Source organism: Bdellovibrio sp. ZAP7 (assembly GCF_006874645.1).
Classification (GTDB): Bacteria; Bdellovibrionota; Bdellovibrionia; order Bdellovibrionales; family Bdellovibrionaceae; genus Bdellovibrio.
The window spans coordinates 2,215,761-2,240,446 of the sequence record NZ_CP030082.1; the positions used below are offsets into that span (position 1 = coordinate 2,215,761).

Sequence of the window (24,686 nt, forward strand, 5' to 3'; positions counted from 1 at the left end):
ATTACTTAATTGGACACATATTTCCTGGAGGTTGCGGAGGTGGCCAATTGCACGTGACAGGACTCACTGCACATCCTGGAGGAACAGGGCTCTGAACTGGTGGTCGATAATCTGAACCAAAAGCAGAAGAGCAATAGTTTTTATCCGGGAAATAGCACCAGTCATCAAGATCAAATGGCCCCTGATCAGTAGGCCACCCCCAGCTTCCCGCGGGAGGCATCGGCCGAGGTATGACAGATTGTAAACCAGTGATATCGATTAAATTTACTGGATCATTAATCACATAACCGAATAAATTTGAATCTCCACCTTTAAATATTATTGGATCTTTGGATGTCCAGCGACCATACTCTGGATCGTAGTCGCGCGCACCGAATCTAACGATCCCCGTTTGATAGTCATATACCCCACCAGCAAAACCAAAGGGCGTAAATCCCGGGTTTGTATCTTCGATCACACGTCCAAACTCATCATGATCCATGCGCTGAGTAATTGTTCCGTCTGATTGCTTCACTACCAATCTAGGCGAACCTAGGTGATCGGAAATGATTCTATACTTCACGCCTGATGCGATCATGTAATCTGGGATATTTGATTTTGAACCATAGATGAAACGCTTTGTGATTGTGCCTGCAGAGTTTAATTCTGCAGCAATACGGTACTGATCCATGTATACAAATCGGCGCTGAACTGTACTTCCAACTTTTTTGCCAACTCTACGGTTTAGGCCGTCGATTTCATACGTGATGGTTGTGGGAGTTGCGCCAGGAAGAACAACTTGAGTGAGGTTACCAAAAACATCATACGTGTAAGACGTGGTCTGACTTGTCGTTGAGTTCGTTTTTGTTAACAAGTCCCCGTTCGCATTATAAGTGAACGACAGCGTGTTGTACGTGAGTAAGCGGTCTTGATCGTCATAAGTGGCCGTTGTGGTTTGTGCGCCGACATTTCCCGAAATGCGATTAGAATTTGAATCGTAACTGTAGTTGCTTGCCACAACCGAGTTCTTAGTTACTTGATCCAATCTTCCTGAACTATCGAAATTATAAACATAAGCATTGGTCGTGGAATTCATTGTTTGTGATTTTCCACTGATACGTCCCATGCCATCACGAGTAAGTGTCAGATCATAAATTATCGCCGTTCCGCGTTTTGCTTGATAGCCAGTCACTTCTCCATACGTGTTATAAGTGTATGTATCGGTGAAACCTGTGGTACCCGTGCCCATTGTGGTTCCCGTGATGTAACCATTTGGAACGTGATACGTGATGTTTACGTCACCGGCTTTACTGAGTTCAGCGTCGTTATTGTAAAGGTAAGAGATCGGTGAAGTGGTTGAGCCAGCACCGCCGCTTTGGACCGAATCAGAATCAACACGCTCATTGACTCCAAAGACTTTGCTATAGGCGCCAATTGAAGTTCCGCTAACATTCGTCCCGATCCATGCCATGTTTGTGCCGACATAGCTTGCGTTGATTGCGATATTCGATGGTGTAGTAATCGAGTTCGGCAAACCAGTCACAACGTCAAAGTAAAATGGATAATTTCCCGCAGGCGTATCGAGACTCTCAAGAACACCTGTTGATGAATTGTAATTAAAAGAAACATAGCCACCGTCTGGACGACTAATATTTGTAACCTGTTTATCAAGGTTGTACGTGTAAGTGGTATTAACAGTTGAAACACCACTCAGAGTTGGGGGCTGATAACTACCAACCAAACCATGTGCATTGATAGAAAAACCGTGCACGGGTCTACTTGGAGGAGTTAAACTTGTTAAATTTCCAACTCCGTCATAGCCGTAGTTTACCACACGACTATCAGGGAATACTTTGGTAGCAATTCTATTTGCTGAGTTATAAGTATATCCAGTTGTTTGTGAAAGTGGATTTGTCACACTCTGTAGCAATCCGAGCGTGTTATAGCCTAAAGTCGTCGTTCTAGTCCCCTGAACCATCGACGTGAGATTTTCATTCGTATAGATCAAACTCGTTGCATTTAGGCTTCCAACCTTAAATCCAACAGTACGCTCGTACGTGTCTATAGTGCGTTCAGATGTTTTTCCCATATAGGAACTCGAAGAAAACTTTTTTGTTACTGGATCAAACGATGTGGTGATCAACGTGTTTGTTCCACTAATTCCGGCTGATTTCGTCGCGGCCGTCACGGAGAATGGATCCGCCGGGTTGGATAAAGTCACGGAATCTGTGAAGTCGTAATAGGTTGCTGCCCCACCACCACTTGGCGTCACAATCATTTGCCCGAGGGATTTTGCTGAACTGCCCAGTTGAGGATCATTTGCAGCATTAAACTGCAATGAATACCCACCACTATTGATACTCTTTTGTGTATTGTTTCCGTCCGTGTAGAAAGTTGATGTGTATACCGATCCGTCCGGATTGTTAACAGTTTGCGATGAGTTCTCATCAGAGTACTTTGTAAGTACCTGAGTCGATCTCCCCATGACCGTCAGATGCTGAACATCCCAGTCATGGGCATCATTCAAGGTTCGAATCAGATCAAAGAAATATCCACCTGAATGGGAGTCCTTAATCAAATATCCGTTAGAATCAAAAGTAAAAGTATTCACTTCGGTATTCGGCTTTGTAAATGTCTGCATCAAACCAAAAGCATTATAAGTAACGCTGTAAGTTTCAGAATTTGGATTTGTAAGTGAACTTAAGTATCCATTTGAATCAAGACTAACATTCGATACCTGACTGTTCGGGGCAGTGACGGATGTAAGAGCTCCCGAGAAATTACGATTGAAAGTTGTTACTTTACCGAACGGCTCTGTAATCGAACTCAGACGTCCACTTGAATCATAGGCAAAGGCTTGAATAGTTGTTCCCAAAAGACTCGTTTTAGTTTGAACATGTCTCCCATTAGAATCAAATATATATACTCTTGATCCATTCCCTTCAGCTACATACAGTTGCGACGTACCATAGGGTATTGCTGTTACTTTACGGAACTCGCCATTTGCGTAATAAAGCCTTTTCGCTTGTACATCATATGATGTAAGACTAGTGGGGACCCAACCACCAAGGCCTAATTTAAAGACATTCCAATGCCCGAGAATATATTTATATCCGATTGAAAAGGTACCGCTTGGTGAGGTCTCTTTAACCGTAACTTCGAAAGTTGAAGTATCGACTGGACTACCCAGTGAATCGAGTCCGTTCCAATTATATGTGTAAGTTTGATTTGCCACATTTGAAAAAGTAGCAGAATTTACTAGAGTACCGCCCCTTCTAGCTTCTACAGTAAAAGAAGTCACATAGGATCTAGGAGTCGCACCTGAAAGTGGAATTTCTATTATATAGTCGGAAGCTCTACCTGCTTGATGTGCTGAATAATAATATAAAGATTGATTCGAGCCAATAATCGGCAAAATCTCACCCAATGCTCTAGATTCTACAGTAACAATTGAGCCTGATTTAACTAATGGACTATTTGGACCGCCAGGATTCGACGGACAGCAAGCACCACTACAATCTCCGGGACCACCCGCGCCTCCGGAAGCTCCAGGGCCTCCACCTGCCCCCGGTGGGCTATCAGGTTTTGGACGAGGTGGTGGCGGCTGGTTTAAGCATCGACGAACGGTGCCACCGATGACCGAATCTTCTGATACGTCCATGATCTGTTCATCATTTTCCCATTTCCGTGTGCGAACAGTTCGCACGCATTCATATCTGTCTTGTTCGGGCTGGTGCTCCACAGCAGCAATTCCAGAGTAAGAATAGCAAATTATGGTATTCCATCCTGGAGTACCTTGTTCATAGCATCCTGCATTTTGACTACAAGCCAAATTCAAAAGCGCCAAATCATCAGCCCTGGCTTGTTCGCAGGTTGGGTCTGCAAAAGATTTTAGAGATATCGAGAACAACACTACGAATAGAAATAGGACTTTCATTACCACCTCAACAAAAAGTGTGAAGCAGCAATTCTGACTAAACAAATATTATTTTGTTTTATTTAAATCGTGACGCACTGGAAAATCAAACAAGATCTCTTGATCTGTTTCCTAAATTTAAAAATAAGAATTTGTTGGTGATGGCGTTGCCATGAAGGCCGGGCCACCCGGTTTCTGGTTCAGACAGATTCTTTTTCCGATATAGAAGCTTCTTTAATTATTCGCGATGTTCAAATTAGGCAAGATTCGAGGCGGAGTAGATGAAGTTACCACAGGCGTACACCTTGGTACGTCGAGGACAGATTCGAGTGCGACAACAAAGCAGTTGCTTTCACAAACTCACAGAGAGGTGCCAATAATAGATGAAAAGATCTTCAGAATCGCCGCCCCTATCCCCATTAGTAAGCAGTGTCCGCCCCCAATGCCGAGCCCAAAGGAATACAGTATTCCGGCAATCGTGATAACAATTCCGACAGTTGCAACACCAATTCGAAGAAAATAGATTTGAGCAGATACGCCCATTTCAACAGCATCACGAGCAAGAGCTGCGTCTGTGACTAAAAATGTAAGTGATATGAAAATAAATAGAACAATGAATGATTTCATTAAGCACCCTCCGCGATGAGGGTGCTTTGAAACTTAAGAGACTAAGTAGATTCAAATAAAACAGCGGCGAAAGACAAAAGAAGGAAAAGACAAACCAGGAACTTTAGATTCTACCAGATTTCCTTTTTTGAAAATCATTCAATATTTTCTCTGCAACCATCTTCGCTTTACGATCATCAACTTTTACCTCTAGCTCATCCTTTTCGACTGACATTAAATACTCAGCTATCGTGCCGCTATTTGCACCATTATGAAGCATCCCTACCACTCTAAGTGCATAGCAATCATACTCTGCTGACGCATGAGGATTATCTCTAACGCCAATCGGATCCCAATCAGACAATAGAATATTGCTAACGACGCCTTCGAACTTCATACATCACTCCTGAAAAAATGATTGTAAATCAATTACCCGGACTTCCCCTAAAAGAACCAGAGCCTGATGGAATAACTGTAATAACTTTTCCGGATGAATTCAATACTACAGTTCCACTTGGACCGTTGTAAACGATCCCCCCACCCGGATTTGGAGAAGTAGAGGTCGGTGATTTAACTGTGTTTAGAATTGCTCTAGGACTCATACTACCCCCGTCTGCACGTGAAATCGCCGTATTGATGCCATGCTTAGTGTAACCTGAAATGGGACACGTCTCTCCAGTAACTGGAGCCTTGGGAGCGACAGGCTGAGAAGGAGGAACACGCGGAGCTGGACCAGGCTTAGCTCCTCCGATTGGCGCACCACCTCCACCACCTGCATCTGGTATCCGTAAAGCTCTTGATTTACTAGCACCATTAATGTCTATCCAGTTAACAGGCTCATTTTCAACGTAGCCGTACAAATTAGCATCACCGCCATCAAAGTCGATCGGATCTTTCGCTGTCCACCTTCCAATTTCCGGATCGTAGTCCCGGGCACCGAATCTCACGATGCCGGTTTGATAGTCATAAAGTCCACCGGCGAAACCGAACGGAGTAAATCCTGGATTTGTATCCTCAATCACACGACCAAACTCATCATGATCCATTCGCTGAGTGATTGTACCATCCGACTGTTTTACGACTAATCTTGGCGAACCCAATTGATCCGAGATGATTCGATACTTCACTCCTGATGCGATCATGTAGTCTGGAATATTTGATTTAGAACCATAAATGAAACGCTTCGTAATTGTACCCGCAGAATTAAGTTCTGCAGCGATACGGTATTGATCCATGTATACAAATCGGCGCTGAACAGCACTACCAACCTTTTTACCGATTCTGCGGTTTAGGCCATCGATCTCATAAGTGATCGTCGTTGGCGTCCCGCCTGGCAAAATTACCTTCGTCAAGTTTCCAAAAACGTCATATGTATACTGAGTAGTTTGGCTCGTAGTTGAATTTGTCTTAGTTAATAAGTCACCGTTTGCATTATACGTGAACGACAACGTGTTGTATGTAAGTAAGCGGTCCTGATCGTCGTATGTTGCAGTTGTTGCTTGCGCACCAACATTTCCGCTAGTACGGTTGGAGTTAGAGTCATACCCATAATTACTTGCGACAACTGAATTCTTAGTTACTTGATCCAATCTCCCCGAACTATCGAAATTATATACGTAAGCATTGGTTGTGGAATTCATCGTTTGAGATTTTCCACTAATACGACCCATGCCATCACGAGTAAGCGTTAGATCGTAAATGATCGTCGTTCCTCGTTTTGCTTGATAACCAGTCACTTCACCGTAGGTGTTGTATGTGTAGCTATCCGTGAAGCCAGTTGCCCCCGTACCCATCGTAGTGCCAGTTAGCTGCCCGTTCGGAGTATTGTAAGTAAGAGAAACATCACCCGCTTTTTTTAAGTATTCATCATTATCATAAAGATAATTAATTGCCGAAGTTGTGCCTGTCGGATTAGTTACAGTATCTGTCTGAATTAACCCCGTTGACGCCATACTTTGGGAATATGAGCCTAGCAAGCTTCCGGTCGAACTATAAATAGAGGTGTCGCCAAGACTAGTTTGAATGTAAGTGATCGACGTCGAAATCCCCGCAGCAGTAGTTATGCTCGACGGCAAACCAGTGGAGTAGTCCATCGACTGACTGTATACTCCAGCTGGCGTGTCATAAGTTTCTAATACACCTGTTGTCGGGTTATAATAAAAGTTAATTACCGCTCCATCTGGTCGAGTAATAGATGTAAGTTGCTTGTCTGCATTGTAAGCATATGTAGTATTGACCACGGAAACGCCACTTAAAGTGGGAGGTTCATACGAATTGATCAATTCTGAAGAATTAAAACCAAAATTATGAGCCGGTCTTCCTGGTGGCGTAATGCTGGATAAATTCCCGTTACTATCGTAAGAATATCCAATAACACGAAGATCTGGCAATACTTGCGAAGTCAATCTTCCAGCTGCATCGTATCCAAATATCGTGGTTTGAGAAAAAGGATTCGTTACCGACGAAAGAAACCCAGTAGTTGCATCGTATGCGAACTGCGTCTGACGTGTTCCTTGATTTATTTGTGTTAAATTCGCGCCGGTGTATGTGAATGTTGTAGAATTTAGATTTCCTTGTTTTTGCGAAATAATTCTTTCATATGAATCAAGACCAACTTTATTGGTTTTCCCCATACTGGTACTATTGGTCCACTCTTTTGTAGCGGGATTGAATACGGAGTTTACGACCAAACTGTCTTTAGTGGACTGATATGCCAATGCAGAAATAGAAAATGGATCGTCAGGATCCAATAAAGTAAAGTTGTGAGTCGTATTAATAGTGTAAGAGGCAGACGCGTATGTAAAATACTTAGAAGCTTGATAATAAGCGCCGTTTGAATACCGCTCATTCCTATAAGAAGTCGTATTTACGGTTACACCATCCTCATAAACCGTTTCGTATAATTGATATGGATCTATGCTGTAACCAATACTGCTTTGCACGCCGGACGGATAACTATGGTAAGTATTTGCCGACGATCCAGTTCCATTCAAGGTATAAACATTTGTTCGCCCTAAACCCGTGGTAACAGAAACTTGTGCATATGGAGGGTTTATTCCTTTTATTAGATCGAAAAAATACCCACCGGAATGAGAATCTTGAGTCAAATACCCATCCAAATCATATGTGAACGTATTTGTCTGCAAACCGGGCTTTTGAAACGTGACAAGCAGTCCGCTGGTTCCTGAGTATGACATCTGATAAGTTTCGCTATTTGGATTGGTGACCCCTGTTAGGAAACCATTTGTATTTAGTGAAACCGTTGACGTTTGTCCTTTTGGAGCAACAATCGAGGTTAAATTACCAGAACCATCACGCGTAAATGTTACGACTCTGGCGAATGCATCCGTTATTGAACTTAATAGCCCATTGCCGTCATAAGAGAATGTCAGCAATGTCGTTCCAAGCAAACCAGATTTTGTATTTACGAGCTTCCCTTGACTATTGAAAACATAAGCTAAGGAACCATCTTCCTCAGGAACTAAATACTGCCCAGTACTCAAAGACTTTGCTTCAACATTGCGAACACTGCCGTCTGCTTTATAAATTTTCTTAGCATTTACATCATAATATACAAAATTACTAGGAATCCATCCCCCGAGACCTAAAGACTTCGCTTTAAAAGTTCCCAAAGTGACAAAAGTTTGCGATGGCACCGTCATCCCTGGCGATACTTGACTAATAACGACCTTGAATGTTTTCGTTCCATTAACTGGATTTCCCGAAATATCCAGACCATTCCAATTAAAGCTATAGTTGACGTCACTCCCTGACGGATAAAACGTTTGCGTATCATATGTGCCATCGGTCGATGTTACTGAGACATTCACCTGAGTAATGCTCGATGGAAAATCAGAAGCAACGACGGGCGCCGAAATTTTATAATTTGCTCGGTATGCATCAGTCCAATGAGTGAAATAAGCCAAAGAAATATCGGTTCCTACAATTGGAATGTCTTCTCCAAGCTGTTGACTTTCTGTGTTAACAACAGACCCGCAGGTCAAAGATGATCTGAGTCGATTTGTCTCCTCAAATTTCACACGCAGACTTGGACATACATAGAGACTCCAATAACTACCCGTCTCCTCACCATTTGGATTACAAGCTGTGGTGTTACATCCAGAAATCATATTGCTGGGATCGTGACCTTCAATAAAGTCAGGTCCTACGTAGAATGTTGCACAAGGCTGAGACGCAAGACAACTATCTTTGGATGCATTCAAACCGTTCAACAAATCTTCGTCACAACCAGCATGCGCAGATTTCACTGCGGTCATCGTTAAAATAAATATAATCAAAACAAAAACCATTTTCATGGAAACTTCCTTGTAAACAATAATCTATACCGTAAACAATTTACGGTCTATTCAAAGATCCCGATAGGCTAGATTCTTATTAAGATACTTATAACAATATTTATGACTATTGATTGATCACGAAAGTCTTGGTTAAGAACTGGTGAAGGCACTATTCCCTAAGCAAGAATTCATCCAACGAGAACACTAGAAACGAACTTAATTTTGCCAATGGGTATAAGCGATAAACCGAAAAACATCCTAATCGTACTTATTCAGAAGACAGTCACCAAGATCAGAACCTATCCGATGGTGATTCCGAGCCCAACAGTCGCAACGCCAATTGGAAGAAAATCGGTTTGGGCTGATACGCCCATTTCAACAGCATCGGGAGCAAGAGCTGCGCCTGCAAATAAGAATGTTAGAAATGTTAAAATATATAAAAAAAAGACATGCTTCATAAAGTACCTTTGGTAGTTAAGGTTCTTTGCGATTCCTAGTGAGCCAAGTCGGCGGGTTTGTGTATACACCAGAGCCGCCTGACGAATCTAAATACATGCTAATTTTTTTTACTAAACCAAATTTCATCTTCGGGATTGGGAACTCTATCAAGGACCGACCAATATTGATCAATTTTAGTCACTATTTCAAGTGAACTTCCAGTCCAAGGAGTAAAACTCTCCCCGTCTAATTCGCCAACTTGAATAAGATCGCTGCTCAATAAGCAAGTCACAGCATCCAAAACCGCAGGTTTAACTTGGCTATCTTTATAACCACAGTTTTCCGCAACACCACACAAAACCCATAATTGAACCCAGTCCTCTTCGAGGAAACCAAGAATCTCACGCTCAAATTTTTTATCTATCATCTCAAGCTCCAATTATTTTGAATCTGTAAACTTTAATTTAATTTGCTGCGTTCCAATGTGGATATCAATTGTTGGTGGTCCTTTGTTGGACGATACCGGTCGATACTGCAAAAAGGTTCCGTCGGGATAGACTACTGCTCTACCATTCTTGTTAGCAAGAGGTTTCCCACCTTTACATAGACGCTTAAACAATTCTACTGCGGCATCTTTGCCTCCATTAAGCAGTCGAATTAAGTTTGAGTTCTTACTTGCTTCCCCAATAAGCTTACCGTCTGGCTTTATGATTTTTGTAATTCTAGGAGTTGCTCCGGAAATCGGAGCACCGCCGCCGCCGCCCCCATCAGGAATTCTGAGCGATCTTGACCGATTAGCTCCATTAATGTCTATCCAGTTAACAGGCTCATTCTCAACATATCCGTATAAATTATTGTCTTCTCCTTCGAAATCAATCGGATCTTTCGCCGTCCATCTTCCAACTTCCGGGTCGTAGTCGCGGGCGCCGAACCTCACCAATCCAGTTTGATTATCATACAGCCCCCCAGCGAATCCGAATGGCAAATATCCGGGATTAGTATCTTCTGTAACTCGGCCGAACTCATCATGGTTCATCCGCTGTGTGATCGTACCATCAGATTGCTTCACCACCAGCCTTGGCGAACCCAATTGATCTGAAATGATTCTGTATTTTACACCGGATGCGATCATGTAGTCTGGAATATTTTCTTTTGATCCATACACGAATCTCTTCGTGATCGTACCACTGGCATTCAGCTCAGCTGCGATTCTATACTGATCCATGTAGACCCAACGTTTTTGAAGGATGTTATTAACTTTCATTCCTACACGGCGATTGAGTACGTCAATCTCATACGAAATCGTAGTCGCTCCCCCTGGTAGAACGACCTGAGTTAGATTACCAAACACGTCGTAAGTATATTGAGTTGTGGTGTTCGTAACATTATTGGTTTTAGTTAATAGGTCACCATTTGCGTCATACGTAAATGTAAGAGAATTATACGCCGTCAATCTATCTTGATCATCGTAGGAGGCAGTTGTCGTTTGCGCTCCGACGTTTCCTGCATTTCTATTAGAATTCGAATCGTAACCGTAATTTGCAATCACCGCTGCATTCTTAGTCACCTGCTGCAGTCTTCCGGACAGGTCAAATACATAAGAATATGCATCCGTAGTGCTATTCATTGTTTGAGTTTTAGTATCAATACGACCAAGAGCATCCCTGGTTAGAGTCATCGTATAGATAGTTGTTGAACCACGCTTAACCGTATAGCCAGTGACTTCTCCAAAAGTGTTATAAGTATACGTATCTGTGAAACCAGTTGTTGAGCTTGTCCCCATCTTAACAGTCGTAAGCTGACCGTTGGGAGTGTTATAGCTCAAAATCATGTCACCAGCATTAGTCAGATCCTGATCGCTATTGAAAGTATAAGAAATTGAAGACTGAGTCCCGCTAGGGTTTTCTACGACATCGCCCAAAAGGACACCGTCATACTGGTAGTTTTTTCTATAAGCATAAATTTGGCCGTAAGAGGCATTTCGATATTGATTATAGACAATCTCGTCACCAGCCCATTCAATGTAGTTATTGCTTCCATTAGGCATGATAATTGTCTTCGGCTTGTCGGAAGTTGTCCACCTCTCAACGGTGTACGAACCGAGGGGGGTAGAATATCCGGCAAGCACTCCGGTCGTTAAGTCATAGTCATAAGAGATAGTTTGCCCCGTAGGCTTCGTTATTTGCGTGAGTTGTTTATCATTGTTGTATGTATAAGTAGTATTTACATTTGAAACGCCCGTTAACGACGGTGGTTGATATCCAGATAAAAGTTCATTTGCATTACTGGTGAACTGATGGACAGGACGTCCAAAAGGCGTAATGCCCGTGACATTACCATTAGAATCTCGTGTATATGCAACAGATCGCAAATCAGGTCCTATTTGACCGATCAATTGACCTGCGCTGTCATAACTAAACATGGTGGTTTGATTTAAAGGATTAGTTATCGACTCAAGATAGTTTGTCGTCGAATTATATCCAAATGAAGTCGTTCTTGGGCCTTGAGCAACAGTAGTTAGTTTTTCGTTCGTATACCCATATTGAACTGGGCTTAGATTTCCTTGTTGCTCCGACACTATTCTTTCATAACCATCAATAGTTGTAGTACTTACTTTTCCGATCCCAGTTGTATTAGTAAATGTTTTTGTAGTAGGATTAAAAGAACTTACAAGTGAATAAGAATTCGGACCATATATTTCATCTCTATATGAAACAATTGAAAATGGATCTGATGGATCATTTAAATCAACGAATTTTTGCAAGTAATAACTTACACCACCTCTTACTTCATCACGATAGGTTACAGAATTTGCGTATGATCTGTCGACAAATCTTGGATCAGGATTCGTAGAGATAGCAGAAGTAATCCCCCGATCTAAAGTTTCAATCGCCTTATTCAAACCATATGTAGTTTTCGTCTGACTTCCACTTGGGTAAGTAGTTGTAACGACGCCGGTTCCATCATTTTCGATACTTCCGGAGTAATTCGTCTTCCGAGACATCGGTGTGGACATAGACGCATTGATATTTGATTGGCCATCAATTTCCTTAAAGAGATTGTAAAAAAAACCTCCAGAGTGCGAGTCTTGAGTCAAATTTCCCAACCAGTCATAAGCAAATGAGCTTACTTGCCCTCCAGGTTTAGTAAACGAACTCAAAGCACCTTTAGTACCATAGTATGTAAATGAATATATTTGATTTTTTGGATCTGTAATAGAGGACAAATAGCCATTCACGTCAGTCGTTACTGTTGTTACTTTACCATTCGGTGCAGTTATAGAAATAAATTTTCCATTGGCGTCTCTATTGAACAGGGTTATCTTTCCAAACGGCTCAACAATTGAAATAAGATACCCTGAAGAGTTGTAATTGTACGTAACAAGTGTCGCACCGAGGAGTCCGCTTTTAATTTCAATGATTCTTCCTACCGAGTCGAAATATAAAACTGAGGACGCATCATCGATTGCGACATAATACCCACCTGAAGGGATCTGGGTAGCTTTTACCTTCTCAGTCTGTCCATTACCTTTATACAATGATTTACTGTGAATATCATAAAAGTAGTAGTTGCTCGGTAGCCACCCACCCATTCCTAAGTAAATGGCCTTGAGGCTTCCGACTGTGATTTCTGATTCAATCTCAATGGGTCCTGACGTAGTTTGAAATGTAGTTGTAACCTTTGCAGGTACAGTTCCCAACGTTGTATTTCCGTTTTGATCAAGCCCATCCCAGCCATAACTATATTCATCTGTTGAAATATTACTAGCAGAAGACTTAACACTTCCAAACATGGAAATTTTTCCGTCGTAAGTGACCGGCACAGCATAGTTGTATTGGCCAAGCCTAGCAGAAATTAATCTAAATCCAGCCATATAGTCACCGTATCGACCCTCAACCCAAGTCGAGAAGTAATTCATCGAGAAGTTTGTATCCACTATTGGGACAGACTCTCCCAACACACCTGACTCTGGATTAATAATTGATCCACAAACATTGGTTGGTTGGTCCATATTTTTAGTTAATGTCCCGGGCTCTACTCCTTGCATCGAAGGGCACTTGGTGACGTACGCAGGAGAAGAAACTTGTAGCCACTCTTCTCCCGTGCAGAGGACATAAAAACACTGCATCTCAATATAAGTAGGAAAATCGAATTTCTTAATAACGGTCCCGCCAATGCCGCTAATCGCACAGTTATGTCCTGCACCTACGTCATTACAGAATGATGTAAATGAAGACATTTGAGCAATGAGCGACGTTTCGCACTCTTGATCTTCGGCAAATCCAATTGAGACGATAAAAATAGATATAAATGACGTAACAACAGCTTTGAACAAACAAGAATGCACGAGTCCTCCGGACCATTAGAAAGTAATGACCCTGACTTCTCGACATGCGCTGATGGCTTCTTAAGCACTAAATAGTCTGGTATTTAGAATATTTTGTTTCACAGAAAGACAAAGAATGGCGTGGAGAACCTTGTAATCAAGAACCCAACAAAATGCCTCAAGATTTGTGGATATCCTTGAAGACGAGTTGTAATTCTATCTTTAATCGGAAGTGAGTTCCAATGCACCAAATCCCATCTGATTCGCGGAAGCCAAATTAGTACCGACATATCGTCCGGCATTTTTTTAAAAAGACAATTTCATCAAAAAATACATTTCGGTATATTTTCGATCATAAAACAGAATACACTAAACGTAATCCTCTGCCGAAAGACTTTCAGATACCTTAGATTGAAATATATCACTTCAAAAGATCGATCCGAACCTCATGCGCAATAACGAATACTTCACAACCGACTGAAGGAAAAACATTGAAAAGTGAATAATTGGTTTCCTTAATCAACTTCAATAAAACTTTAAACTTCTCATCACCTATTTCAAATGACTTTCGGGCTTCATTTATCACGTCTTCAGGGGCATCGTCGTTGAAATATTGGACATTCAGAATAACATTCTGAGTTTGAAATCCAAAGCATGACATCTCCACGACATCCAGGAAAATTAATTTAAAGTTTACGTCAGAAGAAGAAATGCAAGTCAAAATGAGGTTTTTATCTTTAAACCGATTATATTCAACTCCAACAATCTCAGCGTCATGCAAGTATGAATGTATTACGATGTTGTCTTCAAGTTTGATTTCATTCACGGACATTCTCCTTTATTAGGTGGGCGAGGCTTTCCTCTTTCATCCGGGCCCCAATCGTGGACATGTGGCTTTCCTTGGCCATGATCGTGTCCATAATCAATATCCTTTATAGGGCACCTTTGTCATCATAGAATCGCTCCTGCCACTTCTTGCTTGGATCCTTGCTATCTGGGATTACTAGTGAATCATTAGGAGGTCCGTTCTCTTTCGGAAGTTTTCGGCTTTCAACATAGTAGTCTATCGCCTTAGAGATTCCGTATCCAACAACAACAGCAGATGCCGCAGATGCAACAAATGCAGCCCCAGCTATAACCGTCAGCGCTGAAACAATTGCAGCACCCGTCGTAATTACAATCGCGAGGGTTTCATCACTACCTCTCATATCGAAGTAGTTTATCGGATCAGAATGAACACAAGCATATAGATTTACATCTCCGCCCCTAAATCTAATAGGATCTTTCGCAGTCCATCTTCCAATTTCAGGATCATAATCACGCGAACTAAATCTCAGCAGACCCGTTTGACTATCATACAGCCCGCCAGCAGAACCGAACGAAGTAAATCCTGGGTTTGTATCTTCGATCACACGACCAAATTCATCATGATCCCTTCGCGCACATCGCGCAGGATACGGAAAGCCGCATGGCTTGGGAGTTCAACTATGCCGAAACCTTCGCCCACATTTTTCAACGAAATAATGTCAAATAGAGAAGCTTCGAATTAATAATCAAAATAAAAAAGAGATGCCGAGGCATCTCTCAAATTCAAATTAATGTTTAGATTATTGTAACGGAATAAAATATTAAGACTATTTGTACTTCCTAAGAAGCGGATAGAGCGACAGCAACTTTGCACGCTTTTCCTTCTAAAACTTTTTCCTCCACTCTAACAAATGATCCCGGAGAAAACTCCCACTCTTCTTCGTTTGAAAAGTTACCTTCTCGTTCCGTTAGGATTTGATACTCAAATTCATTTGCGCATTGTTTTGCTTTTACAGGACGCCAAACATCCAAGTCTTCATCAAGCAACTTTATATAAATAGTTTCAATCATAAACTCCTCAATATTTAAATCCTTTACTACCAATATGGAAATCTGTGCGCCTTAGCGTAGATAACAACAGATTGCCCAGTTCCAGGATGTACATGAAAATAATAGGACAATGAATGATTTCATTAAGCACCCTCCGCGATAAGGGTGCTTTGCAAAAAAATTAAAAGGTAAAAAGTGGAATCAGGATCAGCTCTATATTTCGGAAAAGAATCTGACCGGCAGTCTAGTACAATTCAAAATTAATACAACCGCTGAAACTTCTCAATTCGCAAATAGCCCCGGTGCTTCTTTAAAATATTTAAGCCAAATCACATATAGCACAATTAAAATGATTATAATCATCAGAAAAACTTCTAAAATATTTATTTTATTTTTCTTATGACTCATAATTCAACAGATTTTACCACGAGGTGGCTCCCAGCGAAATGGCTTATAGAGATTTTTTTTCTTGGGGACTGACTCATTCTTTTTACCCCTAAGTACGTTCAACTTAGCTTTCACATTATCAAACTCTTTCTTTTCTTCATGCAAGTTAATAATCTTACTTCTCCAGGCCTGATCCTTAACACCCTCTACGAGCCTATCTCGATTATCAATTAGATAGATAACTCCTCCAACAATAACGACACGCACTGCCACAATCGCACTCTCTCCGCTTTGATCAAAATAATTTACCGGATCAAAAAAGGAGTAACCGTATAGATTTTCCATCTCACCATCAAAGTCGATCGGATCTTTTGCGGTCCATCTTCCAATTTCAGGATCGTAGTCACGAGCACCAAATCTCACTAAGCCAGTTTGATTATCATACAGCCCCCCAGCAAATCCAAATGGAGTAAACCCTGGATTTGTATCCTCGATAACACGACCAAATTCATCATGGTTCATTCGCTGTGTGATCGTACCATCAGATTGCTTCACCACCAGCCTTGGCGAACCCAATTGATCTGAAATGATTCTGTATTTTACGCCGGATGCGATCATGTAATCTGGAATATTACCCTTAGAACCATAAACGAATCGTTTCGTAATCGTACCCGCCGAGTTCAACTCTGCCGCAATACGATACTGATCCATGTAGACCCAACGTTTTTGTAGAACGTTATTTACTTTCATTCCTACACGGCGATTCAACCCGTCAATCTCATACGAAATCGTAGTCGCTCCCCCTGGAAGAACTACCTGAGTTAGATTACCAAACACGTCATATGTGTACTGAGTTGTGGTATTCGTAACAGTATTGGTTTTAGTTAATAGGTCACCATTTGCGTTATACGTAAATGTAATTGAATTATAAGCCGTCAATCGGTCTTGATCATCATATGTCGCAGTTGTCGTTTGTGCTCCGACGTTTCCTGAATTTCTATTAGAATTCGAATCGTAACCGTAATTTGCAACTACCGATGCATTCTTAGTTACCTGCTGCAGCCTTCCGGACAGGTCAAATACGTAAGAATATGCATCAGTGATACTATTCATTGTTTGTGTTTTGGTATCGATTCTTCCCAAAGCGTCACGAGTAAGATTCATCGTATAGATAGTTGTTGAACCACGCTTTACCGTATAGCCAGTAACTTCTCCAAAAGTATTATATGTGTAGGTGTCTGTGAATCCAGTTGTTGAGCTGGTGCCCATTTTCACAGTCGTAAGCTGACCGTTGGGAGTGTTATAGTTCAAAATCATGTCACCAGCATTAGTGAGATCCTGATCGCTATTAAAGGTATAGGAAATTGAAGACTGAGTCCCGCTAGGGTTTTCTACAACATCATTTAAGAGTACGCCATCGTACTGGTAGTTCTTGCGGTAGGAATATATCTGCACATCAGATGCATTCCGATACTGATTATATACAATATCTTCGTTAGCCCAATCGAATCGATTTTTAAAGTTGTTAGGGGTCGTAATTTCCTGAGGTCTTTCAGATTGTGTATTCATCTGAACCAAATATGTGCCTATAGAGGTAACATAGTCTGTTAGCAATCCCGTCGTTGCATCATAGTTATATGTAATCGATTGACCATTCGGCTTAAGGATTTGCGTCAGCTGCTTATCCAAATTATATGAATAAGAAGTATTAACATTCGGAACACCAGTTAAAACAGGCGGCTGATAGCCGGATGGAAGCTCACTTGAATTAGCAGAAAACTGGTGTATCGGTCGACCAAAGGGAGTGACGCCAGTTAAATTGCCATTGGCATCGTAATTATACGTAATCAATCTTAAATCAGGCCCAATTTGTCCAATTAATTCACCAGCATTGTTATAACTAAAAAGTGTTGATTGACTTAAAGGATTCGTGACTGACTCCAAATATCCTGTTGTAGAATTATACCCGAAGGTACTAACTCTGGCACCTTGGGTGACTGATGTTAATTTCTCATTTGTGTACCCATACTGAATAGGCGTAAGGTTTCCAGTAGTTTCTGAAACAACCCGTTCATAGCTATCAATAGCCAAAACCGATGTTTTGCCTACTCCTGTTGTCGTAGTAAATGTTTTCAACGTCGGATTATATTGCTCAGTTGCCGTAAATGAAGGCGCAGCATAGTAATCCAAAGAATAACTTAAGATAGAAAAAGGATCTTGAAGATCTTGAAGTTGCGCTTGGCGAATGACCCCTGAGACAACGCTAGTCCTTACTTGGTCCCTATAAGTTATACCACTTGTGTAGCGAGAGGTCGGAAATCTTGGATCAGCATTCGTCCCCTCGCTCCAAGTAACTTCCAAAGTTTTACGATCAAAATTATTCTGATCTCGCTGATAAGTATTCGTAGCTCCAGAAGGGAGCACCTCGCGAGACATCGAACTATTGCCATCATTTGAGCCTATGTAATTTGTGGTTCTCCCCATAGGAGTTTGAAGAACGGAATTAATTCTATCTGGAAGAGTAATATTTTGAGCCAGAGTCCAAAAATATCCACCTGAATGACTATCGGTCGTAAGGTTGCCCCAAGCATCATAACTAAATGTACTGACTTGACCGCCTGGCTTAGTGAATGTCTGCAGCAGCCCTTTTGTACCATAGTAAGTAAATGAATGCGTTTGATTCATCGGATTTGTAATAGACGAAAGATAACCATTTGTATCCGTGCTTACAGAGGTCACCGTCCCATTAGGAGCTGTTATCGAAATAAAGTTCCCAGCACCATCACGATTGAAGTAGGTAGTTCTTCCAAAAGTTTCCGTAATCGAATTTAATCGACCCAAACTGTCGTAGGCAAATGATTGAAGTACAGCACCAAGTAGTCCACTTTTTATTTGGACGATACGCCCAGTAGAATCAAAATAAAGAATTCGACTAACGCTATCTATAGGATAGTAGAATCCCCCATTGATCCAAGGATACACAGTTACTTTTTGCTTTTCGCCATCACCAGAATATAAATGCTTACTATTCGGATCGTAGTAATAGAAATTATCTGGGAGCCAACCTCCCAAGCCCAAATGTATTGCTTTCAGGCTGCCTAGAAACATTTCATTTGTCATTTCGATCGGCCCAGACAAAGTTTGAGCTGTCACTACCGTCTTGGCCCCCACCGAGCCTAAAATGGGGTTACCATTAGCATCAAGCCCATCCCATGAATACCCGACATCCGGTGTGGTGATATTTACCGCTGACATAACCGGTGCGGGCCGATCGGCAAGATAAACATTCATGTCATAAGTTATCGGAACCGAATAGGTGTAAGCATTTGTTAAGGCCAACTCAAACGAGGCTTTCATTCTAGAAGTAGCAGTCCGGCCTTCCACCCACGAAGTGAAGTAGTTCATGGCAAAACTCGCTCCCACAACAGGCACCGATTCACCAAGTATTTGGTTTTCCGCTTTAATGATTGAGCCACATTGGTTGGTACCTTGATAAAGATCTTCGACCAGAGTTTTTGGATCAATTCCAATTTGCGAAGGACATTTTTGAATATTCTGTTGCGATATGACCTCATGATGATCTCCGCTTCCACACAAGATCCAGTCACATCTCACACTTATAAACATCTCTGAATTACTAAGAATTGGAATTCCTTGCGCAACATATACACCAGGCTCACAGGTAGAATTCCAGGCAGTACAACCAGTGATTGCCGTATTAAGATCTTCAACCAACTGAGCTTCACAAGTCTTCTCCTGAGCGGAAGAACTAATTGAGAAAACCACTGAAAACATAAATAAAGCCATTGCAACCATGGAACTCATAAGTCCTCCGGACCATTAAAAAGAAATGACCCTGACTTCTCGACATGCGCTGATGGCTTCTTAAGCACTAAATAGTCTGGTATTTATATAATTTTGTTTCACAGGCGGACAAAGAATGGCGAGGAGAAACTTGTAATCAAGAACCCAACAAAATGCCTCAAGCTTTGCGGACAATAGCAAAGGCGAACTGTAATTAGATTCTTTTTTATAGTACCACATCCAAAACATAAATGGTTGCGAGACACGGAAACAAAAAAGTGGAAACAATTCTCAAGTTATGAAAAATCAGAGCCCTGTTCGCGAACGCATACAAAAGTTACCAAGCGCATACCGCAAATAAGAATCACAAAGAGAAATTTTAAAACTGAATGAAAAGAGAACGTGGCTTCAACCTGTTTCCTTACCTCGAAACAAACAAATCGAGGTGAATGTTTTAAGATTTCGTAAGATTTTATAAGCTGGTATAAAGAATTATCAAAGCTCGATTGGATCATACAATACAATTGGATATTTTAATGACTGCCCTAAACGTCGTGTGCACACTTATATCGCACAACAGGTCAGACAAGATTTTAAAAATCTATGCCAATTTGATAAGCAACGTCATATTTTTTTGATCCATTTTTGAGGCAGTTCCGTTGACATAACTGCAAGGTTATTCAACAACATCCCTACGTACTTGCAATTCAGTACGCTTCAACAAGCAGGCCTCGGCGAGGTGATCCGGTGGTCAAAGAGGTTCCATGCCAGTAGTTCCAAGGATTAACTACGATACGAAACGACTAGTAGCATTTTTAGATGTCATGGGCTTCCAAGAGCTACTAAAGGATTCAACTCTAGCAAGTTTGCAAAAATACTACGACATCGCAAATAGTTTTCTTGTCGACAAAACGAATCTCTACAATAGCGTAGCGGTTGATGACAACTTCCAAAAGATATTTGTTAGTGATTCTATAATAATGACCGTCGATCTTTTGAGTGAAACCGAAGTTGACAACGAACAGGAAAATTTTGAACGCGTAAGAAGACTGATTAGCGCTGTAGGTTTACTTCAATACCTATTAGCTATTCAGGCCAATATTTGGACTCGCGGAGCCATTTCAATTGGAGACCTCTTCCTAGAGGAAAACACTCAGACTCTAGTTGGCCCCGCTTTTATTCAAGCATATGAACTAGAAAAGAAGGCTGATTACGCGAGAGTTATTATCGATCCGAGAGTTATAGCTGCATTCAATATTAGCTCTATGGAATTCGGTGATCGACTAAACTCAGCAGACACAAACTCATGTCATGTTATCATCCCCGAATTCAAACAGCCATTTGGACTTCCACAGATGCAAAATGATGCTGTCATGATTGACTGGTTTAGACAATCTTTTGACAGAACTGAACCAACGGAAAATTTCTTTCAAGATTTGAAGTCGAGGATGCTAACCAAGCAAGAACTTTTTGAAAAAGGAAATAAGCTAATCAGGTATTTGGTGGAATCCTATATTGTTCGAACAAGGACCCCGCTCGAAACTAATTCTATTACCAGAGCAGAAGTTATCCAGAAACAAATTAACCAAGCTTCTGGGCTAAATCTTCCACCGATGAAATATAAAGGACTCGCGACAAAATGAGCAAAACCGTATCACACGATTTTTTAGAACGGATTCAAAGAGATCTTACCAGAAATTTTAAAGAGTGCATGGAAAGAAAATCCATTGGCTCTGAAGATATAGTTTACTGGTTTGTGAAATTAAGACAGTTTACAGAGTTTCTAGATTTAAATCCAAATCCGTACTCACACGTAAATCTATATGGAAATTGGATTTTACACACAAAACTTGATAAAGCCAAATCAACTAGTTTGGTTAAATCTTTATCAAAAATCGCAGGTGATTACCTAAGCCAGACAAATAAAATAAAGAACCACAGTGATCGAATATCGGAGACTATAAGTATAGCCATACTGAGAAAGGAAATTCTTGACCTGTTGGCAATCTTAAAATGTTCAAAGACTCTTTTCGATACCGAATTTTTCTGGAATAAGATTGTTAGTACTCTCATGCTAGAGATTGTCAATAAGGACTTTTTAATAGCAGATGATATAGAGATCGAAAAGCTGTTAGAAAAAACCCCGTTTGCTGCGAAACAATTTCGATTGATGAGCTTCGGTCCAAACACGGACATAAGGTGGCTTCTACTTCCCCATGAGAAAAGTAAATTTGGAAAGCCGTTAACTGGCAAATTGTATATTACGGAAGGACCTGATTCCTTCGAGGAACGCAGTGATCTTTATGAAGATATTTAACGAGGGAACTAAGTCACATTGAACTTTCTAATCGATAATTCTGCTCTCAACGAGATTCTCAAAATCCGACCATTAACGGAGAATGTTACGACCAACATCATCCGTACTGGTTCACGGTTATTCATTAGTTATGAAGCTTATTTAGAGAATGCATCTGGAACCAAACGTGAAAACGTAAAACTAAGAGCTGGAAACTTACATTGGATGCTATCAAACAGCAGACCCAATCAAATAGTTATCACGAAACCTGTTATAAAATGGCTAGAAAAAGAACTAAAGAACAATGGCAGGTTCAACTACCTACCTACACTCTACACAGAACAAAGATGGCCAAACTTTCTTAAGTTTCTATCTCAAGACGAAAACTTCTCCGATATCTATGACTCATCAGAAGAAGGAAGAGAATGGCTCAAGCAGTCCAAAGACCATTTTAAGGAGCGGGACAAAGTCTTTAGAGAGGCCGGAAAGGTTCTATCTCAAGATGAACTAAGACAATCGATAGTAAACATCAATTTACAGACTCCAGCATATCAACTCACAACGTTTCGACGTATATTTGGAATATCGAACAACCTTATAAAGAACATAATCTTCACACCAAATAGAAAACTGTATCGAATACATCGAACTTATTTTATGCTTATCTACCTCAGAATGCTTGGTAATGCATATTCGGAATATAAACATCAAGATGAAATAGGTTTTCTACGAGAAATCATCCGAGGCAATTGGTATGATTTGGCCATCATTGCACAGGCCTCTCAATTCAACTATCTTATCAGCAATGATGCCGACCAAAGAGCGATGACAAACTTTCTTTTCGACAAAGGACTCGTTAAGTGCAAAGCAATTTCACTTCAAGAGTTTGTGGAGAAGATATCAAAGATTTGACCAGATCTTTGTTTCAGACGCTCCAGGTTCACCTCAACAAGTGGTTTAAGATTAGTATCTTTAAAATCAAACCTGAACGTGACTTTCTTTAAGCGAATATTTTGGTTAGAGTAATATTTGGAGGCTCTTTCCTTCCAAAGCTTTAAGTTTTCCTCTCCCTTTGGATAACGACTACAAAAGACCGCTTCACTCCTTTGTGCCGATAAGTACCCAATTAAAACACTATTCATCGTTACAATTGTACTATGAGCAGCGGGTTGCGCATCAAATCGCAACTCATACACTTCGGAAACGATGCTTCCCTACGGCAGAACATGCCTCAAGAGCTCATAAAATAAAAGTCGCGAAAGCAGAGAGAGAGAGAGAGAGAGAGAGAGAAGAAAATGTCGTTGCAGAAAAAGCGGCAAAAAGAGCAAATGAAGAAAACTTCATGAAGGAAAAGTTTGGGACTGCGCCAATTCAGAGCTCCTAGGATGGATCCTACAGGGTGATAACTCGTTACTTACAAGAAATGGCTAATGATTCAGATAGCATCAAATTTAAGACGTACACAATTCCACTTGCAGATAAAAAAAGAGGATGGCCAGTCGGCGGTGACTTTTATGGAAAGAACGCATTTGGTGGTACGGTTAAAAATTCCAGATGGTTTTTAATCCAACACGACATGGTCGTCAGCTCGTCAGAAACACCGTAATCGCGGAAAAAGAAAAACCCCGATATTGCTATCGGGGTTTTAAAAATTTATCCAAAAAAAATTGGAGCGGGAGACGGGGCTCAAACCCGCGACCTATGCCTTGGCAAGGCATCGCTCTATCAACTGAGCTACTCCCGCGCTCAAAGAGAAGCCAAAATTACAGTTGCCACTGTTGGTTGTCAACGGCTAAAACTAAAAAAATGAAAGCAATTTTGATGAGCCGCGCGAAAAAATGGATGATTTTAGCCCTTATAGGCTGTTCTGCTTATTTTGTGGGCTACATTTGGGGAAAGGGCGTACAAAAGGCCCCCGTCTCCCCGCCAGAAATTCGAGAAATTCGCTAATATCCTTGAGGCTGCTTAGATTCGGCTTTGGTTTTTTGGTCTTCTTTGATCTTTTGATTTACGTCTTCGCGGTTTTCTTTCACGCGATTTCTTTGCAACATCGTTTTTTTGCCGTGTATTTCGGCCGTAGGCGCGCCTTCCTTCATCTTGGTGTTCAAGTCGGCCTTATCCTTTTCAACCATGTCACGGGCTTCTGTGCGCTCTTTAGATTCATTGGCGCGCGCGGGCGGGGTATCTCTTTGTGAATCGAGTGTTACTTGGGCGAATGCCAGGCCTGAAAATAGGCTAAGAGCGATGATGGCGTGATAATTCATAAGTCCTCCTGTCGCCAGACTTAAACCAGCATAGCGACAGCGAAGGACTTAGGCAGTTTGTTTATTTACAAGCGATCTCTTTGCTTTCCAAAGCACCCGAGATGTCGTTAATGCTCACCGTGATTTTGCACGAACGGAACATCTCCACACGGTCAACCACCACTTGGTATCTACCAGAAGCATCGCCGTCGTATTTCAAGTGAGAGACATAAGACACATTGTATTTAGGAAGGTAGTTCATGCGAGTGGAAACCTGGATGTCAGCTTCCGCACCGATCACACGGGCGTGAACGATGGCTACGTTTTTAGCCTGCTCTTTGGACATGGCTTGAGTTTGCGTCAGCATACCGGCTTGGGAAACGGATACTGTCAAAGAAATTGCCAGCATGCTCAAAGTCGTCATCATTTTTTTCATAGAAACTCCCTTATTCCGATTTAAACATTTGTAAATCTATATAAGGGAGATATTGCAATTCGAGTGCTTAGCTTCGGGGCATAATTTGGAAACTAGAGG

16 protein-coding genes, 1 tRNA gene and 1 pseudogene are annotated in these 24,686 nt (G+C 41.3%); 4 read left to right on the plus strand and 14 right to left on the minus strand.

The window, feature by feature from the left end; all coding sequences use genetic code 11:
- Nucleotide 1 precedes the first annotated feature (1 nt).
- The 11 genes and pseudogenes from DOM22_RS10775 to DOM22_RS10820 all read right to left on the minus strand — a co-directional run bounded on the left by DOM22_RS10775 (nt 2) and on the right by DOM22_RS10820 (nt 19,633).
- The gene (locus DOM22_RS10775) at nt 2–3,916 is read right to left on the minus strand and encodes an RHS repeat domain-containing protein (protein WP_142700357.1); all 3,915 of its coding nucleotides are present in this window, start codon (nt 3,914–3,916) and stop codon (nt 2–4) included.
- A gap of 339 nt (nt 3,917–4,255) precedes the next feature.
- A complete protein-coding gene (locus DOM22_RS10780; protein ID WP_142700358.1) occupies nt 4,256–4,522 on the minus strand; it encodes a hypothetical protein in 267 nt (88 codons plus the stop codon).
- A gap of 103 nt (nt 4,523–4,625) precedes the next feature.
- On the minus strand, nt 4,626–4,898 hold the full coding sequence (locus tag DOM22_RS10785) for a hypothetical protein (RefSeq protein ID WP_142700359.1): 273 nt from the start codon (nt 4,896–4,898) through the stop codon (nt 4,626–4,628).
- A 28-nt stretch (nt 4,899–4,926) separates the two neighbouring features.
- Nucleotides 4,927–8,157, minus strand: a complete 3,231-nt coding sequence (locus DOM22_RS10790) for an RHS repeat-associated core domain-containing protein (protein WP_168196630.1) — start codon at nt 8,155–8,157, stop codon at nt 4,927–4,929.
- A 941-nt stretch (nt 8,158–9,098) separates the two neighbouring features.
- The gene (locus DOM22_RS19920) at nt 9,099–9,257 is read right to left on the minus strand and encodes a hypothetical protein (RefSeq protein WP_168196631.1); all 159 of its coding nucleotides are present in this window, start codon (nt 9,255–9,257) and stop codon (nt 9,099–9,101) included.
- A gap of 98 nt (nt 9,258–9,355) precedes the next feature.
- Nucleotides 9,356–9,664 (minus strand): hypothetical protein, encoded by a 309-nt coding sequence (locus DOM22_RS10795; protein ID WP_142700362.1) that lies wholly within the window; start codon nt 9,662–9,664, stop codon nt 9,356–9,358.
- Nucleotides 9,665–9,676: 12 nt separating this feature from the next.
- Complete coding sequence (locus DOM22_RS10800) at nt 9,677–13,585, minus strand: RHS repeat domain-containing protein (RefSeq protein ID WP_168196632.1); 3,909 nt, start codon at nt 13,583–13,585, stop codon at nt 9,677–9,679.
- A 400-nt stretch (nt 13,586–13,985) separates the two neighbouring features.
- Entirely contained in the window at nt 13,986–14,390 is a 405-nt protein-coding gene (locus DOM22_RS10805; RefSeq protein WP_142700364.1) for a hypothetical protein, read from the minus strand.
- Between the two features lie 106 nt (nt 14,391–14,496).
- Nucleotides 14,497–14,979: pseudogene (locus DOM22_RS10810) on the minus strand (RHS repeat-associated core domain-containing protein); the annotation flags it as partial.
- Nucleotides 14,980–15,211: 232 nt separating this feature from the next.
- Nucleotides 15,212–15,442, minus strand: coding sequence for a hypothetical protein (locus DOM22_RS10815; protein WP_142700367.1), 231 nt, complete (start codon nt 15,440–15,442; stop codon nt 15,212–15,214).
- A gap of 390 nt (nt 15,443–15,832) precedes the next feature.
- Nucleotides 15,833–19,633 (minus strand): RHS repeat domain-containing protein, encoded by a 3,801-nt coding sequence (locus DOM22_RS10820; protein ID WP_142700369.1) that lies wholly within the window; start codon nt 19,631–19,633, stop codon nt 15,833–15,835.
- Between the two features lie 743 nt (nt 19,634–20,376).
- On the opposite strand from DOM22_RS10820, the gene DOM22_RS10825 reads away from it, so the two are divergent.
- From DOM22_RS10825 to DOM22_RS10845, 4 genes are all read left to right on the plus strand, one after another.
- Nucleotides 20,377–21,255 (plus strand): hypothetical protein, encoded by an 879-nt coding sequence (locus DOM22_RS10825; RefSeq protein WP_142700370.1) that lies wholly within the window; start codon nt 20,377–20,379, stop codon nt 21,253–21,255.
- Nucleotides 21,252–21,929, plus strand: a complete 678-nt coding sequence (locus DOM22_RS10830) for a hypothetical protein (RefSeq protein WP_142700372.1) — start codon at nt 21,252–21,254, stop codon at nt 21,927–21,929. The genes DOM22_RS10825 and DOM22_RS10830 overlap by 4 nt, the downstream gene beginning before the upstream one ends.
- A gap of 18 nt (nt 21,930–21,947) precedes the next feature.
- Nucleotides 21,948–22,820, plus strand: a complete 873-nt coding sequence (locus tag DOM22_RS10835; RefSeq protein ID WP_142700374.1) for a hypothetical protein — start codon at nt 21,948–21,950, stop codon at nt 22,818–22,820.
- Nucleotides 22,821–23,331: 511 nt separating this feature from the next.
- Entirely contained in the window at nt 23,332–23,514 is a 183-nt protein-coding gene (locus DOM22_RS10845) for a hypothetical protein (protein WP_142700377.1), read from the plus strand.
- A 62-nt stretch (nt 23,515–23,576) separates the two neighbouring features.
- On the opposite strand, the gene DOM22_RS10850 is transcribed toward DOM22_RS10845, so the two are convergent.
- From DOM22_RS10850 to DOM22_RS10860, 3 genes are all read right to left on the minus strand, one after another.
- Nucleotides 23,577–23,652, minus strand: a tRNA-Gly gene (locus DOM22_RS10850).
- A gap of 202 nt (nt 23,653–23,854) precedes the next feature.
- Complete coding sequence (locus DOM22_RS10855) at nt 23,855–24,172, minus strand: hypothetical protein (protein WP_142700379.1); 318 nt, start codon at nt 24,170–24,172, stop codon at nt 23,855–23,857.
- A 61-nt stretch (nt 24,173–24,233) separates the two neighbouring features.
- Nucleotides 24,234–24,587, minus strand: a complete 354-nt coding sequence (locus DOM22_RS10860) for a hypothetical protein (protein WP_142700380.1) — start codon at nt 24,585–24,587, stop codon at nt 24,234–24,236.
- Nucleotides 24,588–24,686 lie beyond the last annotated feature (99 nt).

Excerpts from the sequence above, each read along its gene's own strand:
- DOM22_RS10795 (WP_142700362.1), bottom strand. The coding sequence starts at position 9,664 with ATGATAGATAAAAAATTTGAGCGTGAGATTCTTGGTTTCCTCGAAGAG.
- DOM22_RS10815 (WP_142700367.1), bottom strand. The coding sequence starts at position 15,442 with ATGATTGAAACTATTTATATAAAGTTGCTTGATGAAGACTTGGATGTT.
- DOM22_RS10860 (WP_142700380.1), bottom strand. The coding sequence starts at position 24,587 with ATGAAAAAAATGATGACGACTTTGAGCATGCTGGCAATTTCTTTGACA.
- DOM22_RS10785 (WP_142700359.1), bottom strand. The coding sequence starts at position 4,898 with ATGAAGTTCGAAGGCGTCGTTAGCAATATTCTATTGTCTGATTGGGAT.
- DOM22_RS10845 (WP_142700377.1), top strand. The coding sequence starts at position 23,332 with ATGGCTAATGATTCAGATAGCATCAAATTTAAGACGTACACAATTCCA.
- DOM22_RS10825 (WP_142700370.1), top strand. The coding sequence starts at position 20,377 with ATGCCAGTAGTTCCAAGGATTAACTACGATACGAAACGACTAGTAGCA.
- DOM22_RS10855 (WP_142700379.1), bottom strand. The coding sequence starts at position 24,172 with ATGAATTATCACGCCATCATCGCTCTTAGCCTATTTTCAGGCCTGGCA.
- DOM22_RS10780 (WP_142700358.1), bottom strand. The coding sequence starts at position 4,522 with ATGAAATCATTCATTGTTCTATTTATTTTCATATCACTTACATTTTTA.
- DOM22_RS19920 (WP_168196631.1), bottom strand. The coding sequence starts at position 9,257 with ATGAAGCATGTCTTTTTTTTATATATTTTAACATTTCTAACATTCTTA.
- DOM22_RS10820 (WP_142700369.1), bottom strand. The coding sequence starts at position 19,633 with ATGAGTTCCATGGTTGCAATGGCTTTATTTATGTTTTCAGTGGTTTTC.
- DOM22_RS10775 (WP_142700357.1), bottom strand. The coding sequence starts at position 3,916 with ATGAAAGTCCTATTTCTATTCGTAGTGTTGTTCTCGATATCTCTAAAA.
- DOM22_RS10830 (WP_142700372.1), top strand. The coding sequence starts at position 21,252 with ATGAGCAAAACCGTATCACACGATTTTTTAGAACGGATTCAAAGAGAT.